The organism is Terribacillus saccharophilus (assembly GCF_002272745.1).
In the GTDB taxonomy this organism is placed as follows: domain Bacteria; phylum Bacillota; class Bacilli; order Bacillales; family Amphibacillaceae; genus Terribacillus; species Terribacillus saccharophilus_B.
This window is the reverse complement of sequence record NZ_NPBD01000001.1, coordinates 148,314-165,829: the sequence shown is the minus strand read 5'-3', so window position 1 is coordinate 165,829 and position 17,516 is coordinate 148,314. Positions and strand designations below refer to the sequence as shown.

The window sequence follows — 17,516 nt, the reverse complement described above, 5'->3', positions numbered from 1 at the left end:
CTCCCTTAGGAGAAGCTTTTTTCGCGCAAGTAAGCAAGTACGTTTTGTACGGCTTGTTCGCCACTATCGATACAATCTGGAATACCAATTCCATCGTATGAACCACCCGCAAGGAATACACCTGGAAGGTTGATGGCCATATTGGCACGCACATCAGCGACGCGCTGCAGATGGCCGACAACGTATTGCGGCATCGCTTTTTTCCAGCGGCTGACCACAGAAAATAGCGGTTTGCTTTTTATCTTCATGATTTTATTCAAATCTTTTAAAGCAATCCGGACGATCTCCTCATCCGACAAGTCTACTATACCGCTATCATCAGGTCTTCCGACGTAGCAGCGGAGCATGACTTTGCCTTCTGGTGTCGTGCCTTCCCACTTTTTATGTGTCCACGTACATGCTGTAATTCGATACTTACTGTTACGGGAGATCACAAAGCCTGTACCATCGATATCCTTCTTAATAGCGGAAGCATCGAATGTCATCGCGACCGTAGCAACAGATGTCGCCTTCATCTCTTTCAGCTGTTCCATGAAATCATATTGGCTCAGCATACGCTGAACCGCAAAGAAAGGTGAAGCAAGTACTGCAGCGTCAGCTCTAAATACCTCTCCGTTGCCGAGCAGCAAGTGATAATGATCTTCTTTGCGTTCAATATGATCCACACTTGTTTCCAAGTGAACAGTGCCTGGATCAAGCTTTGCTTCAAGACCTTCTACCAATGATTGCAACCCATTTTTCAATGAAAGGAATGCGCCCGGAGGCTTCACATCTTTCTTCTGTTTCGGCGGCTTTGGCATCGTCGCCTGCAGTCCTTTAATCACACTTCCATACTGCTGTTCTACTTCATAGAACTTTGGATATGTGGCCATCAGACTTAATTCATCGATTTCACCAGCATAAACACCGGACAAAAGCGGCTCTAAAACATTCTCTACCAGTTCATCGCCGAAGCGGCGGCGGAAAAATAATCCCATGGATTGATCCTGGGCTTCTTTACCTTTTGGCAGCATCGGCTCGACACTGATACGCGCTTTCGCTTTAGTAGAAAGCAGACGGGACTGATAAAACGGCTTTAATTCTGTCGGCACACCCATAAAGGCTCGTTTCGGCATTTTATGTAGCTTCTTGCCAGCTAGGATATAGGATTGTCCCGTATTGTTCCGGACAAGATCCTTTTCCATGCCGATGTCGTGAATCAGACGGGATGCTGATTCCTTTCGTGCTAAAAAGGAATCAGGACCGCGTTCAATCACGAATCCATCTTTTTTCAGCGTGTCGATCTTTCCGCCAAGATGGCTGGAGGCCTCAAACAGCTTTACTTCATAATCCAGACGATAGGCGCGAATCTGCTTCTGAAGGTAATAAGCAGTCGTCAGGCCGGCAATACCGCCCCCGACGATCGCAATCTGTTTTTTCTTAGCCATGGCGCTCAACTCGTGCCTGCTGCTCCAATACCACCTTCGCCAAAGTATCGATGAACTGCTGGTCCGTGTTCGGCATTGCCGGACGGTAGTATTTTGCGCCTAATTCGTCACAAACAACCTTACATTCATAGTCATTATCATAAAGTACTTCCAAATGGTCCGCAATGAAGCCGACTGGTGCATAAACGAAAGAGCGATAGCCTTTTTTCTCGTAAAGCTCACGAGTAAGATCTTGTACATCCGGTCCAAGCCATGGATCTGGTGTATTACCTTCACTCTGCCAGCCAAGCTCCACGTTCTTGATCCCAGTCTGCTCTTGGATCAAATCAGCTGTACGTTTCAGTTGATCTGGGTATGGATCGCCATTTTGAAGGATTTTCTCTGGAAGACTATGCGCAGATACAATCAGCGCTGCTTTATCACGCTCTTCCTTGTCCATTCCAGCGAAGATCTCAGAAATATTATCTGACCAATATTTGATGAAACCTGGTTCATCGTACCAGCTTTCTACAGACGTAATTTGAAGATTTCCAGCTTCTGCAGCGGCTTTATGCGCACGCTCGTTGTAGGATTTTACACTGAATGTGCTGTAATGCGGTGCCAATACGAGTGAAATAGCTTCTGTAATACCGTCTTTTGCCATTTCAGCAACACCGTCTTCAATAGAAGGCTCAATATGCTTCAGGCCAAGATAAGCTTTGAATTCGATAGCATTCTGAGAGCTATTCAAAGCTGCTTCAATTGCATCAGCTTGTTCCTTTGTAATGCGTGCAAGCGGAGAAATACCGCCGATTGCTTTATATCGGCTAGTCAAATCCTCAAGCATTTCCGGTGTAGGCTTACGTCCGTGCCGGATATCAGTATAATAACGTTCAATGTCTTCTTCTTTATAAGGCGTGCCGTACGCCATAACTAGTAAACCAACTTTTTTCTTTGTCATGTCTTACACCTCGGGTCATAATATTGAGTTTTGTTTAGCGGAATACGAATGGATGAAGGAAGTCAGCTTCTTCAGCACACTTGGCTGTATTTCCGGCGTTACACCGTGGCCAAGGTTAAACACATGCGGTCCAGCTTCCCGACCTTGATCCAGAATCGATTTAGCTCTCTTTTCCAGCACACTCCAGTCACTTGTAAGGAATGCTGGGTCAAGATTGCCTTGAAGCGTCTTTGTAATGCCCTTATCTCTTGCTTCCTTAATGGAAAGTCTCCAGTCAAGTCCGATGACATCCACCGGCAGATCGTTCCATTCCATGATCAGATGACTTGCTCCTACACCGAATAGGATAAGCGGAACATTTGTTTCACGCAGTTCGTTGAATATACGCTCCATTGTCGGTTTAATGTACATACGGTAATCCGCTGCATTCAAAGCCCCTACCCATGAATCGAAAATCTGAATAGCTGATGCTCCGGCTGCCACTTGCGCTTTCGCATAAGTGATAGATACTTCTGCAAGCTTATCCATCAATGCGAACCATGCAGCAGGATCACTATACATAAGCGATTTAGTCTTATGATAGTTTTTTGATGGTCCGCCTTCAATCATATAGCTAGCCAAAGTAAACGGCGCCCCAGAAAAACCGATCAACGGTATTTCCAGCTGTTCCTCTGTCAGGAGCTTGATCGTATCCAGAATGTATGGAACGTCACGCTTTGGATCCAAGGTACCAAGCTTCTCCACATCTTGCAAGCTGCTGATAGGGTTGGCAATCACCGGACCGATTCCAGACTTGATATCAACATCCACGCCAATGCCTGGAAGTGGTGTCATGATATCTTTATATAAAATTGCTGCATCGACATCATACTGTTCAACTGGAAGTCTTGTTACATAAGCTGCAAGCTCAGGCTGATGCGTAATTTCAAACAGAGAATATTTCTCTTTGAGCTCGCGGTATTCTTTTTGCGATCTCCCTGCTTGGCGCATATACCATACCGGCGTGTAATCCGTTGCTTCCCCACGGAATGCACGCAGTATTGTATCATTTTTGATGTTAGGCATAATCGTTCTCCTTCGTCTCCTCATTATCCGTTCCCACTATACGAAATTTCATGAGTATTTGTATAGCATTTGACTCATAAAAACCCCATTTTTTGATGAATTGTGTCAGAGTCGTGAAAATCGTCAGAATCCGAATCCAGATAGGACAGTATGGTTGGATTCAGCGCCGTTTTCATCAGTTAGCGGATTGAAAGGAACTACATAATAAGTGGCATCTTTCAGCGGATTGACTTTATCCACTGTAAAGGATCCTTTCCCTTGTACTTCCCCGATTTTCTCTGCACCATCGTCCGTTTCTTTGTAAATATGATAGATGATTCGCTTGTCATCACTTGCTGTCCAAGTCAAATCAGCATTAACGATCCGAAGCCCTCCGAAACCATATGAGATAGAAGCATCCGTAATAGTCGGCAATTCAACTGGTCCACCGATATCTTCTGCATTTTCCGGCTTCTCGAAACTCGTCGACATTGTCCGATATTGGGAAACTTGCCGCAAAATTGATTTCGTAAGGGCAGTAGGCATCGAACTGCCGCTCTCTAGATAGTTTTCATCGTTCGTTTTGTCATAACCCATCCAGCTCACTGCGACATATTCTGGTGTGTATCCAGCGAACCAGGCATCCTTATCTGCATCATCTACAGTCGGATGCTGTGTCGTTCCTGTCTTTCCGGCCAGGGCTCCATAATAGGTACCAGCAGTACCGGTACCGCCAGTAATGACTCCTTGCAGCATGCGTGTCATATCCCAGGCAGTCTGTTCCGAGAATACGTCTTCTGTTTGCGGTTCTGCTTTAAAGGCAGCTTCCCCGTTTCGGTCATAAATGGCGTTGATGGACTGAGATTCGATCCACTGTCCTTCATGGGCGAAAGTTCGGAAGCCTTCCGCAATTTTCAACGGTGTTAATCCTTCCTTCAAGCCCCCAAGGGCAATCGACAGACCTTTGTCCTCTGGCAGGTCGATATGCATTTTCTCTAAATACGATTTGCTTGTTTTAATGCCGATTTGATCAAGCAGCCAAACAGCCGTTGTATTCTTCGATTCCTGCACAGCCTCATACATCGTGATATCGCCCTCATACTGATCGTTGTGGTTAGATACAGTGTATTTTCCATCGTTGTATGACTTCTTCTCATCCGGCAGCTCACTATACGCATTGTAATCCCCACTATCCAATGCTGGTCCATACACCGCGAGCGGCTTCATTACCGATCCCGGCTGTCTCTGTACTGTCACACGGTTTATGTCCCCGTATTGGAACTCACGCGCCCCGACAGCTGCTACGATCTTACCGGAATTCTGATCAAGCATGACAAAGGCACCTTCAATGCTATCTGTTGAACCATCGAAATACGTATCATCCTGCATTGTATTGTAAGCTGTGCGCTGGATATCTTCATCTACATTCACCACAATCCGGTAACCGCCAGTACGCAGATTTTCCAGAGACAAATCATATTTCTCCTGCGCTTCTTCAGCTACCAAATCGATATAGCTCTCAATCCATGGACGCTCTTGCTCCTCTTCAGGTTGAGTCACACCAAGTTCCTCCGCTTGAGCAGCTTCCTTCTCTTCGGCTGTGATATAGCCCTGTTCTTCCATCTGATCCAGCACAAGATTACGTCTTTCTTTCGCTAGATCCGGATTATTATTTGGAGAGTACGTATTCGGTGCTTTTGACAGTGCTGCGAGCATCGCACTTTCCGATAGAGTCAGATCGCTTGCACTCTTATTGAAGTAATAATTAGCAGCGGACTCAATTCCATAAAGACCGTGTGCAAAATAAATTTCATTCAGATAATATTCGAGGATCTGCTTCTTCGTGTACTGTCTCTCCAAGTAAATGGCAGCCATCGCTTCCTTCGCTTTCCGGGTGAAGGTCTTATCATTTTTGAAAAAAAGATTTTTGGCGGTCTGCTGTGTAATCGTACTTCCGCCCTCCACTTTACTCATAGCCAGAATATCACGGTATAAAGCTCTTGCTGTCGCCCTAAGATCGATACCATGATGCTTATAGAACCGAGCGTCTTCTATGGAAACAAAAGCGTTTTTCACATGTTCGGAAATCTTATCGAATTTGACAGGTTCCCGGTTCTCTTCATAGAATTCCGCAATTACTTCCCCATCTTGATTCTCGACTGTTGAAGCAGCCTTCAAAGTCAAATCATCTTTATCAATTACGAGTCTTCCCCCGAAAAATAACAGGATATAGACAGCGGTTATGCCCGCCAATACGATACCAGCCCCGAGGAGATATAGAGTCTTCCTGCGCATCCGTTTATGCTGCTTATGTTCTGATCGTTTCATAACGTTTCTTTCACCTCTTACGAATCCCCCATGTTCATTCTATAACCTATATTATACGACAAAAAATGCCATTTACCCATCTTTCTATCGATTGGAGTCCTAGCTTGCATTACACTATGCGTAATTGCTACACTGACTGTAACATACTGCCAGGAGGTTGAATACAAATGACCGCACACTTCACCAGTGGTACGACCGAATTTCTTCGCCAGCTGAAGGCAAAAGAACAAGCAAAAATCTGGGTATTTGAAGGGCCCGAGGGTGCTCTGGCTTATACAGAAGAACCAAATGCCGCAAACTTTACAACACCTCGTACATATGAACGAGTAACGGGTACAGGCGACCTTCCTGAAGAAGGTTATATCGCAATTAATAACATTCCCGTTACAGACGAAGGTCGCCCGATATTTGAAGATGTATTCAAACGGCGAGCAGGCAAAATCGATCAAACACCCGGTTTTAAAGCGCTCCGCGTACTTCGACCTAAATCTGGCAACACATATCTTGTGCTGACAGCATGGGAATCCAAGCAGCATTTCGAGGATTGGAAAAAATCAGAAGCTTTTCAGCATGCCCATAAAAAAGATTCCAATCAGCCGAAAAAACCACCATTCAGCGCTGGACCAGCATATGTCACCACGTATCAAATTGATGTAGAAGAATGAATAAGAGCCTGTCCGACTAAGCGGACAGGCTCTTTCTTTTCTTACATTTTCAATTGGAGCGCACTTTCTCGTTTTTCTCCAGTCTACTCTGCAGCCATTTATATAACAGAATCCAAATGACCAGAAAAATAATCCCATAAGCATAACCAGCCAGCACATCCGTCAAGTAGTGAACGCGGAGAACATATCGACTAAATCCAATTAGCACGACGATAAAAGCTGCTGTGAGAGCTGCAATATACCGCTTGCTGCTCTTCATGTATCCCCACATAAAGTAAAGAATGATGCCATATGTAACCAATGACACCATCGAGTGCCCTGATGGGAAGCTGAAACCCTCTCCGTCCACTAATGCTAGAATGGTCGGGCGTTCCCTTTCTACTAGCTGCTTGATAAGGAAATTGAATTGATAACCAAAAGCTGCAGCTGTGAACACGATACCAGCTCCAATTAGATTTTTTTTCCTTAAAGCTAAAAATAGCCCAAAAATAAATGTGAGCACGCTAAGCACAATACTCGATCCGAGTTCAGTTATCCAGCGGAATAAATCGTACCAAAATGTATCCTGCAAGGATTTCGCAAAAGGGGCTGTCCATTGATCCAGCAGCGGATCTGTGTGCAGTCTGACGTCAATTGTGAATATAGTTGCTACGATAATTGCAATCGTAAATAGCACTATATATCTTTTTCTATGCGGTAGTTCCATCTTTTCACCTCTGATTGATTGTACTATGGCATTTGTTTAGAAAACAAACACCTGGGGAATATACCTTACAGATAGCCAATCAGAAAGGATGATAAACATGGCAGACAATGTTAGAAAAATTAAAGATGACTCTCAACTACAGGAATTGATCGATGGGTTGAACGTAGATTTGGCGAACGAATATGCCGCTTCCATCATGTATACAACATACAGCTCCGCTGTTTCAGGCCTTTATCGTGCGTATCTAAAACCATTTTTCGAGGATGAAATTACGGACGAAATCGGACATGCAAAATATTTAGCAGATAAGATTGTAACACTCGGCGGCGTACCAACCACTGTTCCAGCTGAAGTACCGTATCACACTGATGTAAAGAAAATGCTAACAGAAGCACGTGATGCGGAACAGGATACAATTGATCGTTATGAAAAACGCAGAAAGCAGGCTGAAGAACTTAATTTGACAGAACTTGCAACTAAGCTGGAAGATTTAATTGCGGATGAAACGAATCACCGTGACGAGCTCAACCGTCTTTTGAGTGACTCTCGCCTATAATTATTAAACCCATAACCAAATGGTTATGGGTTTTTCTATGTATTATTCTGAATAAACCAATAATTATTAACAAGAAATATGCTATACTGGTCTTATTTCAAATTAAGTAAGGAGGCTGGTGCAGTATGCTAGAGAAATTATTCACCAAAGTAGATGAACTTTATGAAGACATGGTTGCGACAAGAAGATACCTTCATCAGCATCCAGAACTGTCCTTTAAAGAGGAAAAGACAGCAGCGTACATTGCAAATACATATGAGGAACTTGGTATTCCCTACGAAAAGAATGTTGGAGGTAACGGAGTAGTTGCCACTCTCCAAGGCGGGAAACCTGGTAAGAAGATTGCCTTGCGAGCGGATTTCGATGCGTTGCCAATCCAAGAAGAAAATGATGTCCCTTATAAATCCACAGTACCAAATGTTATGCATGCATGCGGTCATGATGGACATACAGCAACACTGCTTGGCATTGCCAAAGCTGCCAAAGCATTGCAGGACGAACTACCAGGAACGCTTGTTTTTGTCCACCAGCATGCAGAAGAATATGCACCAGGCGGAGCGAAGCCGATTATTGAAACTGGTATCCTAGATGACGCGGATGCTGTATTCGGAACTCACCTCTGGTCGAACACGCCGCTTGGCACAATTGAAACAGCGGATAAAGAATTCATGGCAGGAGCAGATCGCTTCGAAATTGAAATCATCGGTAAAGGCGGTCACGGAGCACAGCCACACCAGACGAAGGATGCCGTTCTTATCGGATCTCAAGTCGTAACAGCGCTTCAGCAAATTATCAGCCGCCGCTTGGATCCATTGTCTACTGCTGTCATCACCGTAGGTACTTTCGAGGCTGGCGCAGCATTCAACGTAGTTGCCGGAACAGCGAAGCTGACAGGAACAGTTCGTACATTCGATACTGCTGTACAGGAACAGATTAAAGCGGAAATCGAAAATGTATTAAAAGGTATTACAATTGCTAATGATGCAGACTACACGTATGACTATATCGAAGGATATCCACCTGTAATCAATCACCCTGCCGAAGCACAATTAGTACTGGATGCTTCGAAGCAAGTTGCAGAAGTTCAGGAAGCGAACAAGGTTCTGCCTACGATGACTGGCGAGGATTTCTCTTATTATCTGCATGAAAAACCCGGAGCTTTCTTCTTCACCGGCGCTAAGAAAGAAGATCATTATTATCCGCACCACCATCCGAAATTCGATTTTGATGAAAGAGCAATGAGCATTGCTGCCAAGACATTACTCAGCGCGTGTATTGCATACCAATAAAAAAAGATCAGCGTGACGCTGATCTTTTTTTATGTTAACATGCGGATCCGATATGCATGCATGGCAGCTGTACCTAACTGTTCGAGAAACTTGCCGTTGATGATGGCTCCGACGAAGGCTCCGACACCCGGCAGCATCTGTATCATTTTGATTAAATCAATATGATCACGGTACTCCTGCTGGAGCACCCTCCAATTCACGTCTTCGATCGCACCGGTAACTTTATTCCAATGACGGATTTCTTCCCACAGCTTGACCCTCGTCTCACTGCTTGAGAAAGTGGCACTGAAAATTTGCAGCAGGAAAACACGTTCACTAAATGCCGTAACATCAAAACCATAGATTCTACCAATATCAAATAAACATTTCATCTTAATGCTAAGAAGAAGCGGAAAATCGGCCATACCTAAAATAATACCTCCAGCACCAGTGCCGGCACCTTCTAACCTTGCTGTTGTTTTATAACGATTGATGACCTTCCGAACTTCTTTCTCACGTTGCTCAAAACTCCATTTATGATCAATCTTGATTGGATAAATGTAGTTAGAAGACGTCAGGCTGAGTTCTATCATTTGGCGAATAGCTGTTGTAATTGCGGTGTGCACAGCTACCGGAATCTTATCGGTAATTGTATCCTGTGTACCTTTGGAAAGCCGGTGAAACCTGCCGCCGCGCCGCTGAAGGGAATGATAATAAAACATCGCTTCCTTCAGTTTTCTTTCCTTATAATAGTCTTCCTCCAACTGAATCCCTCCTATTTCAACCGTTTCGGTACATACATACGGACAAATCCGAGACCGAAGGCAAGTCCGGCAACAAGTGCCAAAGCAAAACCGACCACATCGACGCGGAGAAGGAATACAAGACTAAGCAGCACAGCTTGTATAATGGCCAGCTGCTGAAGAAGGGATAATAATGCTCGCTTTCGAGTGTCTCCCGCTACCGGATAAAGATCCATCCAGGCGATTGTCCGGTGATGCTTCCACATTCCGATAAGCTGGAAGCCGGTCAAATAAAGGAACAACAAAGCAAACGCCAACTGCACCCAGAGATTTGGGATGAAGTAGATGATAACTCCAGCTAAAATAGTCAATCGCAGAAAGAGCCCGAAATAATCGCCACCTCTGACAAAAGTGATCCGGAACAGATAATCATATGTATGTTTCTGTTCGAACGGAACTCGTCTAGTGAAGAGATTGACGATAGATTGCCGTTTATGGACTTTCGTCTTCAAGTGCGGTACATCAGCAAATTGGTTTGCAATTCGGTAGAATGCCTGCATTCGTGCTTGATCTTTTTCAATCAGCAAATCCCAAGCCAAACCACCCTGCTTCCGAGTGATGGTATAGTCCACAAAAAGAAGTATGACGAATAGAACCGTCAAAACTGCTGCCGCAATAAGATTGCCTCGTAAAAACAACCAAAAACTTCCGACGTTCAGCACAAGCCGAAGCGTCTGCTCGATTCTTCTTATATTGACATTCCGTATCTTCAGCATCCACCAATTCATGTGAAGATTCCACAGCTTGAAAACCAGCAGAACAACAAAGACAAGCAGATAAGATAAAAATCCTTCTCCTAAGTCTGCCGCAAAGAACAATGGCGCTAGTGCTGCAGCAGCTAATATTAATAAGTAAAGCTGCGTAAAGAAACTATAGCCGATAGTTAATTTGAAATAGCGGTGCAGCTTTGGCTCAAGCGGCAGCATGAATATCATATCCGCTTCTTTCAATAAAGTACGCACAGGGCTGTAGCTGGCCAGGAGGCCGAACACAGCACCAATTAAAAGTGCAGCAGGAAAGTCCGGAGTTAATCCCTCTAGCCACTGCTGATAATAATAAGCAAGCCCCGAAATCAGGAACAGCATCGCTATCATAAGATGCTGGTTAAATATGTACCGCAAATAGCGATTCATTTCCTTCATATGCTCGGTAAGCCGCTGTTTGAAAAATGTTTCTGCATTAAACATGGCTGTCTTCTTCTTTCGTCAGCTGAACATATAAATCATCCAGCGTGGCATCTTGCATGTCGAATTCATTGCGCAGCTCTTCCATCGTACCAGCAGCCCGCAGCTTTCCATCATGCAATATGACAATGCGGTCGCAATAACGTTCCGCAGTCGCCAGAATATGCGTGGACATCAACACGCCAGCTCCATTATCCTTCGCCTGGTTCATCAGCTGCAAATAGGATTGAATACCGAGAGGATCGAGTCCGACGAATGGCTCGTCCACGATGTAAAGGTCAGGTTCGACAAGAAAAGAACACATAATCATTACTTTCTGCCGCATCCCTTTTGAAAAATGGACAGGAAACATCTTCAGTTTCTTTTCAAGGCGGAATTCCTTCAGCAAAGGCGGAAGGCGTTTATCGAACTCCTGCTTTGACAAATCATATGCTTGCGCAGTAAGGCGAAGATGGTCATATAAAGTTAATTCATCATACAGTACCGGCATTTCCGGGATATAGGAGAAATTGCTCCGATATGTTTCAGGTGAAGCAGCAAACGTGCTTCCATTGATCTTGATACTGCCGCCCTTCGGCTGCATAAGACCGATGATATGTTTGATTGTCGTACTTTTCCCTGCTCCGTTAAGTCCAATTAGCCCGACAATTTCCCCCGCATTTACTTGAAACGATATATCATGCAGGACATTTTTATGTGTATACCCACCGGTCAGTGAATCAATATGTAATAAAGGTTGCATTACCCTTTCCCCTTTCTAAAAGCACGCTTCTGCTAAAAGTTTACCAAAGCCCGCCGTATTTGCCAAAATAAAACGGTTATAACCTCCGTCAGTCTGCACATACTAATTTCGAAGCAAAGAAGTTGCCAAGAGGTTTCCGAAAGCAGTACCCATTCCTAAAAAAATGAGGTGTTGGTTGGAGATACAGACCGCTACGTCCGAAAGTAAGCTGATTTACATTTGTAAGCAAGCTGAAAGTGTACTGGCGCAAACATCGTAAGCCGCTGTACAGTTCGAAATGGTTTTACTCTTGGCAACCTTGCTTCAAAGGCAGACACTCCCAAAACGCGAAGAATTCTAATATTCCGGTCGTTACGGGATGTCTGCCTATTTTATTCGACTTACTTTACAAGCATGTCCATTCCTTTATACAATATGTATACACGTTAAAGGAGTGATCGTATGCACGAAAAGGATTGTATCTTCTGTAAAATAGCTACTGGTGAACTGCCATCTGCGAAAGTATATGAGGATGACCACGTACTTGCTTTTATGGATATCGGCCAGGTGACGAAGGGGCACACCCTCATCATCCCAAAAACACATACGAAGAATATATACGAAACACCGCCCGAAGTAGCCCAAGAAGTATTTTCTCGTGTACCACGGATTGCAAATGCAATTAAGGAAGCGTTCCAGCCGGCTGGATTGAACGTATTGAGTAATACGGAAGCTGCTGCAGGCCAAACTGTATTCCATCTGCATGTGCATCTTATTCCGAGATACGGAAAAAATGATGGCTTCCACGCTACCTTTGAACAGCATGACAATGTTGCCAGCGAACATCTTGGTGAATTGGCGGAAAAAATCAGCAGTAAAATCCAGTAAGATTGTCTCAATAGGTTTCACTGCTACATAGGAAGAGAAAATAGTATAATGAAGTAGGAAGGAGTGGAGAAGATGGCCAGTGGCAAATCAATCGCAGTTGGTATACTCGTAGGTAGCACAGTCAGCGCTGTAATCACATTGCTGACAGCACCATCCTCCGGCAGGGAGTTGCGCGCAGATGCTAAACAGCGCAGCGACGAATGGAAGGTCACATTCAATAACTTAAAGAATGAAGGAACACAGCTGAAAGAACAGATCACAAAAACTTCCAAGGAAGGCGCTGTTATGTTCAAAGAATTATCAGCTGATGTAAAAACTTCCATTGACAGCTGGAAACGTACGGTAGAACCGCATCAGAAAAATATCCAGAAAAGCTTGGCTCAGATTGAGAAAAGCTTAAAAGATCTGGAAGAAAAAGCGAATCAGAAAAACGGCAACGAATAAAAAATGCTCTCCGTTACGGAGAGCATTTTTTATATAACTCTGACATCTTTCCTAAGCATTCAGTTTGATCACGTAACTACATATAATGATTCTCGATGTTCATGTCAGCCAGTAAAATTAATGATTCTTAGAATTCTTTTAATAAAAGCATTTCCAAGTCTAAAACTTATCATAACTATCCGTTTTATACTCGGAAGTGTTTCTTTATAATGTTCTAAAAACTTAGCATTTACCAACGCTTGTCATCTGATTACAATCCGGCTCATTTCCGCCTTTGTAGGAAAAGAGTCTTGACCGCCTTCTTGCATGACTGTTTTTGCACTAACTTCTGTGGCAAATTTCATGCACTCCTCTAAGGATAGACTTTCGGATAATCCATACACAAGCGCACCGATAAAGGAATCTCCAGCTCCTGTTGCGTCTACTGCTTTTACTTTTTTTGCAGGGAAATAACTACTACCCTCATTACTAACAGCAATGGATCCTTCTTTACCTAATGTAACAATCACCGTATTACCTGTAATCTTCTGCAGTTTTTTCCCTATATCTTCCGCTTCAGAAACGGTTGTAACAGGCTTGCCTGTCATATAGGCTGCCTCTGATTCGTTCACAATCAATAAATCAACAAACTGCAAGACATCAGTAGGTATCGTGCGTGCAGGTGCGTTATTTAAGACAATCTGAATTTCCGAATCTTTGAAACGCTCAATTACATATTCCGTCACCCGCTGCGGAATTTCCTGTTGTAATATAATAAACGCAGCCTCTTTTAATTCTTCCATAATCTCATCAATGTCTTGTATAGTTATCAGTTCATTCGCACCTTTTATGATTGAGCTATAATAGTCACCATCAGGCATGACATTTACAACCCCAAGTCCAGTAGAGCCAATTCTTTTGATATGTGATGTATCTACTCCAATTGCAGTAAGAGAACCAACCAACGCATCACCAAATCTATCTTGCCCCACCTTACCGATCATCATCGTGGGCAAACCTAATTTAGCGCACTGGGCAGCTTGATTCGCCCCTTTTCCCCCTGGACCTTGTATCAACGTATCTGCAATGAAGGTTTCCCCTTTATGAGGCATACGCTGCTGTTTAACAATAATGTCATAATTCAAGCTACCAATTACCGCTACTTGTTTGGTCATCCCATTTTACCTCCGGTCATTCTCAGGTTCTATGTGAACTTACAGATTCTTGTGTTTTTAATAAGTTTTCGTAGGATAGATTTTGCCGATGTAAACTTAGTGCTGTAAACAGAACATCTAAAATATTCAACTGGGCTATCCTAGCGGCGGCATTCTCTCCAGTAATAGGAGAATTGCGTGCAGAAGAATGGAGGACAACATCAGAGAACTCCGTTACTGGACTCTTCACATGGTTCGTGATACAAATTGTCATTGCACCATTTTTTTGGGCTGCTTTGAAAATATCAATCACATCCGTTGAAGTACCTGAATGAGATATTCCAACGACAACATCCCCTCGCTTTGCCAAAGACGCTCCCATCAACTGCATGTGCGAATCTCTATACAGAATCGAAAAAATTCCAATCTTTAGTAATTTATGTTGAAAATCCTCACATAAAATACCGGATCCGCCATTCCCTACTAAGATAAGCTTGCTTTCACCTCTCAGTGACTGCAGTGCAGCAACAGCTTTACTCAGTGCACTGCGGTTGATCACTGCCAATGTATCCTGTAAAGCAATAATGGAATATAAAAATACTTTCTCAAGAATATTATCGTTATCATCTGTATGGATGAAGTCTTCATGTAATTCATCATTGATACTCTCTTCACCATTCGATACATATTCAGTAATAGCATGCTTCAATTCATAGAAACCCTCACAGCGCAGTTTCTTGCATACCTTTGTAACGCTAGACTCACTCACTTGTAAGTGGTTAGCTAAATTACTTATTGTCATATTTGCTAGTTCTTGGTACTGATTACTTATAAAAGTTGCAATACGCTTCTCTTTTGTACTCAACGATGGTGCTAGACTTCGTGCGTAGAGAACAATTTCTTTCCCCTTCAATTTATCTGCTTGCATAGTCAAACCTTCCCTTCCTCCAACTCATTCTACTATCACTTTGGAAGCGTTTCAATATTTTACTTTATATTTTACTATAATAAAATTTTATAAGCATAAAACGCGGAAAATAAATATTATCAGTCAAGTTTTTTCACTATTGTTTACTTACCAGTAATTCCATGTTTATAATCCGATTAAGTTGAACCTTCCCTCAACAACAAAAAGGAGTGTACTATATGAAATTCTCTACTCGTCTAAATTCTTTTAAAACACAGCCAGAAAATTTCTTTGGAAGTATAGATCAAAAATCATTATCAGTCTTTGACTATATTTCTAGGATGGCAACAGTGGATGGCCTGACTCATGTGGAGTTAAATTATCCAGAGCATTTTGAGCATACAACTGTTGAAGAAGTGAAGAGATTCTTGACAGAGAAGCAGCTGCATGTAAGCGGAATTGCATTACGTTTCAAAAATCACTATACATTCGGTGAATACGCAAACCAAGATTCACAGATACGAAATAAAGCTATCAAAGAAACAATGGAAGCAATAGAAGTTTGCAACGAGCTTGGTGGTGAAGTTACGACTATTTGGCTTGCGAATGATGGCTTTGATTACGCCTTCCAAATGGATTACGAGAAAGCATACAATAAAATCGTCGACGCCTTAAAGCAAATAACGTCAAGCTATCCAGAAAATAAAATCAGCTTTGAATATAAGCCATATCAACCTAGAGCTTTCTCCTTGATTGGGAATATCTCCACAACACTTATGTTATTAGAGGAAGTAGGTTCTCAAAATATGGGAGTCACACTAGATTTCTGTCATATGCTTATGACAAAGGAAAATCCAGCCTACTCCTTAGCACTTGCAGCTCGAAAAAATAGATTGATGGGCTTTCATCTAAATGATGGACATAAGGATAATGACGATGGCCTAATGCTTGGATCTGTACACTTCATGCAAACACTTGAGTTCATTTACTATGCAAAACGATATAACTATAATGGCTTGATTTACTTTGATACTTTCCCACTTCGTGAGGATCCTGTTAAAGAATGTGAACAAAACATAAAAATGTATAAAGCCCTTGATGCGTTTCTTGACCGGTTCGGTTTAGAAAAGATTGAAGAAATCATACAATCCGGTGATGCATTGGAAGCTCAAAAACTTTTATATATTTTCACACAGCAACAGACACTTTCAACTAATACGTTATAAAGGGGTCCTTTAAACATGTGGAATAAAATTGGATTACCGAGAAATTTATTGTGGGGATATATCGGATTAGCGATTTTCATGCTAGGAGACGGCGTAGAACAAGCGTGGATTTCACCATATCTAGTAGAAAGAGGGATGAGCATAGAAAATGCCTCCCTCTTACTAACCGTCTATGGAATTGCTGTTGCAGTATCAGCTTGGCTGTCAGGAATCTTTGTTCAAACTATGGGACCCCGTAAAGCAATGGTATATGGATTAATAGCCTTTATTATCGGAAGTCTTGGATTCATTGGACTAGGTGTCTATGAATTAAATCTAGCTGTCATGCTGCCATTCTATGCTTTGAGAGGCTTAGGTTACCCTCTATTTGCATATTCCTTCTTAATTTGGATTAACTATAGTTCACCTTTGGAAAGAAGAGGAGCAGCAGTGGGATGGTTTTGGTTCATGTTCTCACTTGGACTAAGTGTTTTAGGTCCTTTCTACTCATCTTTAACTATACCTGTTATCGGCCATGTCAACACATTATGGTCATCCTTGATTTTCGTATTCGTCGGGGCTTTCTTGGCTATATATACCAACAAAGACAAAGTCCCTTCCAATGAAATACACCCATTTACACTTTCGGAATTTATGAAAGGGGTTACAATACTTAAACAAAAGGAGATTTCATTAGGACTTATTGTCAAGACGATTAATGGATTAGCACAGTATGGGCTTGCTGTATTTATGCCTATTTACTTAATGGGTTTTGGTTACTCTACCACTGAGTGGCTGCAGATGTGGTCTACCGTCTTTACCGTTGCAATATTTGCTAACTTGTTCTTTGGTTATGTGGGGGACAGATTTGGCTGGAGAAATACCATTCAATGGGTAGGTGGTGTTGGTTACGCCATCGTACTTGTCATGATATATTTCACACCACAAGTTATTGGCCATAACTATCTTGTTATGACAATCGTTCTAAGCTTGTGCGGGATTACTATGGCAGGATTTGTCCCGCTGTCAGCATTATTCCCATTACTATCGCCTGAAAATAAAGGCGCTGCTATGTCTATCCTTAACCTTGGAGCAGGGTTAAGTACCTTTTTAGCACCAGCTATAGCCGGATTATTCTTCAGTTCATTAGGTGCTGGTGGCGTATTGTTCATTTACGCTGGATTCTATATCCTAAGCGCAATCTTGACACCATTCCTGAAAACACCTGATGAATTGCAAAAAGATAACCAAAAAAGTTTAAGAATGGATAACGTCCGTGCAAAGTAGAATGAAAAAA

General features: G+C 42.7%; 17 protein-coding genes. 7 read left to right on the top strand and 10 right to left on the bottom strand.

The window, feature by feature from the left end:
- Positions 1-5: 5 nt before the first annotated feature.
- The 4 genes from hemY to CHH58_RS00760 all read right to left on the bottom strand — a co-directional run bounded on the left by hemY (position 6) and on the right by CHH58_RS00760 (position 5,739).
- Positions 6-1,427 carry a protoporphyrinogen oxidase gene (hemY, locus tag CHH58_RS00775; RefSeq protein ID WP_095233119.1) on the bottom strand — a complete coding sequence of 474 codons (1,422 nt, stop codon included), beginning with the start codon at positions 1,425-1,427 and terminating at the stop codon, positions 6-8.
- Positions 1,420-2,367, bottom strand: a complete 948-nt coding sequence (hemH, locus tag CHH58_RS00770) for a ferrochelatase (RefSeq protein ID WP_095233120.1) — start codon at positions 2,365-2,367, stop codon at positions 1,420-1,422. Before hemH ends, hemY begins: the two co-directional genes overlap by 8 nt.
- A 15-nt stretch (positions 2,368-2,382) precedes the next feature.
- The gene (gene hemE / locus CHH58_RS00765; protein WP_170937467.1) at positions 2,383-3,432 is read right to left on the bottom strand and encodes a uroporphyrinogen decarboxylase; all 1,050 of its coding nucleotides are present in this window, start codon (positions 3,430-3,432) and stop codon (positions 2,383-2,385) included.
- A 123-nt stretch (positions 3,433-3,555) separates the two neighbouring features.
- Positions 3,556-5,739: a transglycosylase domain-containing protein gene (locus CHH58_RS00760; RefSeq protein WP_095233121.1), complete on the bottom strand. Its 2,184-nt coding sequence runs from the start codon at positions 5,737-5,739 to the stop codon at positions 3,556-3,558.
- Positions 5,740-5,906: 167 nt separating this feature from the next.
- On the opposite strand from CHH58_RS00760, the gene CHH58_RS00755 reads away from it, so the two are divergent.
- Positions 5,907-6,404, top strand: a complete 498-nt coding sequence (locus CHH58_RS00755) for an antibiotic biosynthesis monooxygenase family protein (protein WP_095229841.1) — start codon at positions 5,907-5,909, stop codon at positions 6,402-6,404.
- 49 nt (positions 6,405-6,453) lie between these two features.
- On the opposite strand, the gene CHH58_RS00750 is transcribed toward CHH58_RS00755, so the two are convergent.
- Positions 6,454-7,110, bottom strand: a complete 657-nt coding sequence (locus tag CHH58_RS00750) for a phosphatase PAP2 family protein (protein WP_095229839.1) — start codon at positions 7,108-7,110, stop codon at positions 6,454-6,456.
- 97 nt (positions 7,111-7,207) lie between these two features.
- Between CHH58_RS00750 and CHH58_RS00745 the strand changes: the two genes are divergently transcribed.
- Together CHH58_RS00745 and CHH58_RS00740 are read left to right on the top strand one after the other, a co-directional pair.
- Positions 7,208-7,666, top strand: coding sequence for a ferritin-like domain-containing protein (locus tag CHH58_RS00745; RefSeq protein ID WP_095233122.1), 459 nt, complete (start codon positions 7,208-7,210; stop codon positions 7,664-7,666).
- Positions 7,667-7,791: 125 nt separating this feature from the next.
- Positions 7,792-8,955: a M20 family metallopeptidase gene (locus tag CHH58_RS00740; RefSeq protein ID WP_095261839.1), complete on the top strand. Its 1,164-nt coding sequence runs from the start codon at positions 7,792-7,794 to the stop codon at positions 8,953-8,955.
- 29 nt (positions 8,956-8,984) lie between these two features.
- Here the strand turns inward: CHH58_RS00740 and CHH58_RS00735 are convergent, their stop codons facing one another.
- Genes CHH58_RS00735 through CHH58_RS00725 form a run of 3 tightly spaced genes read right to left on the bottom strand, consistent with a single transcriptional unit; the run spans position 8,985 to position 11,663 of the window.
- Positions 8,985-9,698: an EcsC family protein gene (locus tag CHH58_RS00735; protein WP_095229834.1), complete on the bottom strand. Its 714-nt coding sequence runs from the start codon at positions 9,696-9,698 to the stop codon at positions 8,985-8,987.
- 11 nt (positions 9,699-9,709) lie between these two features.
- Positions 9,710-10,924, bottom strand: a complete 1,215-nt coding sequence (locus tag CHH58_RS00730; protein WP_095229832.1) for an ABC transporter permease — start codon at positions 10,922-10,924, stop codon at positions 9,710-9,712.
- Positions 10,917-11,663 carry an ABC transporter ATP-binding protein gene (locus CHH58_RS00725; RefSeq protein WP_095261838.1) on the bottom strand — a complete coding sequence of 249 codons (747 nt, stop codon included), beginning with the start codon at positions 11,661-11,663 and terminating at the stop codon, positions 10,917-10,919. The genes CHH58_RS00730 and CHH58_RS00725 overlap by 8 nt, the downstream gene beginning before the upstream one ends.
- Before the next feature lie 441 nt (positions 11,664-12,104).
- On the opposite strand from CHH58_RS00725, the gene CHH58_RS00720 reads away from it, so the two are divergent.
- Together CHH58_RS00720 and CHH58_RS00715 are read left to right on the top strand one after the other, a co-directional pair.
- A complete protein-coding gene (locus CHH58_RS00720; RefSeq protein WP_095261837.1) occupies positions 12,105-12,530 on the top strand; it encodes an HIT family protein in 426 nt (141 codons plus the stop codon).
- Between the two features lie 72 nt (positions 12,531-12,602).
- Positions 12,603-12,974, top strand: a complete 372-nt coding sequence (locus CHH58_RS00715; protein WP_095229826.1) for a YtxH domain-containing protein — start codon at positions 12,603-12,605, stop codon at positions 12,972-12,974.
- A 242-nt stretch (positions 12,975-13,216) separates the two neighbouring features.
- Here CHH58_RS00715 and CHH58_RS00710 read toward each other — a convergent pair whose 3' ends face one another.
- Both CHH58_RS00710 and CHH58_RS00705 read right to left on the bottom strand, forming a co-directional pair.
- Positions 13,217-14,128 carry a ribokinase gene (locus tag CHH58_RS00710; RefSeq protein ID WP_095261836.1) on the bottom strand — a complete coding sequence of 304 codons (912 nt, stop codon included), beginning with the start codon at positions 14,126-14,128 and terminating at the stop codon, positions 13,217-13,219.
- Positions 14,129-14,150: 22 nt separating this feature from the next.
- Entirely contained in the window at positions 14,151-15,035 is an 885-nt protein-coding gene (locus CHH58_RS00705; RefSeq protein ID WP_141235011.1) for an SIS domain-containing protein, read from the bottom strand.
- 218 nt (positions 15,036-15,253) lie between these two features.
- Here CHH58_RS00705 and CHH58_RS00700 point away from each other — a divergent pair, with 218 nt between their 5' ends.
- Both CHH58_RS00700 and CHH58_RS00695 read left to right on the top strand, forming a co-directional pair.
- The gene (locus CHH58_RS00700) at positions 15,254-16,240 is read left to right on the top strand and encodes a sugar phosphate isomerase/epimerase family protein (protein WP_095233125.1); all 987 of its coding nucleotides are present in this window, start codon (positions 15,254-15,256) and stop codon (positions 16,238-16,240) included.
- A 15-nt stretch (positions 16,241-16,255) separates the two neighbouring features.
- A complete protein-coding gene (locus tag CHH58_RS00695; protein WP_095233126.1) occupies positions 16,256-17,506 on the top strand; it encodes an MFS transporter in 1,251 nt (416 codons plus the stop codon).
- Positions 17,507-17,516 lie beyond the last annotated feature (10 nt).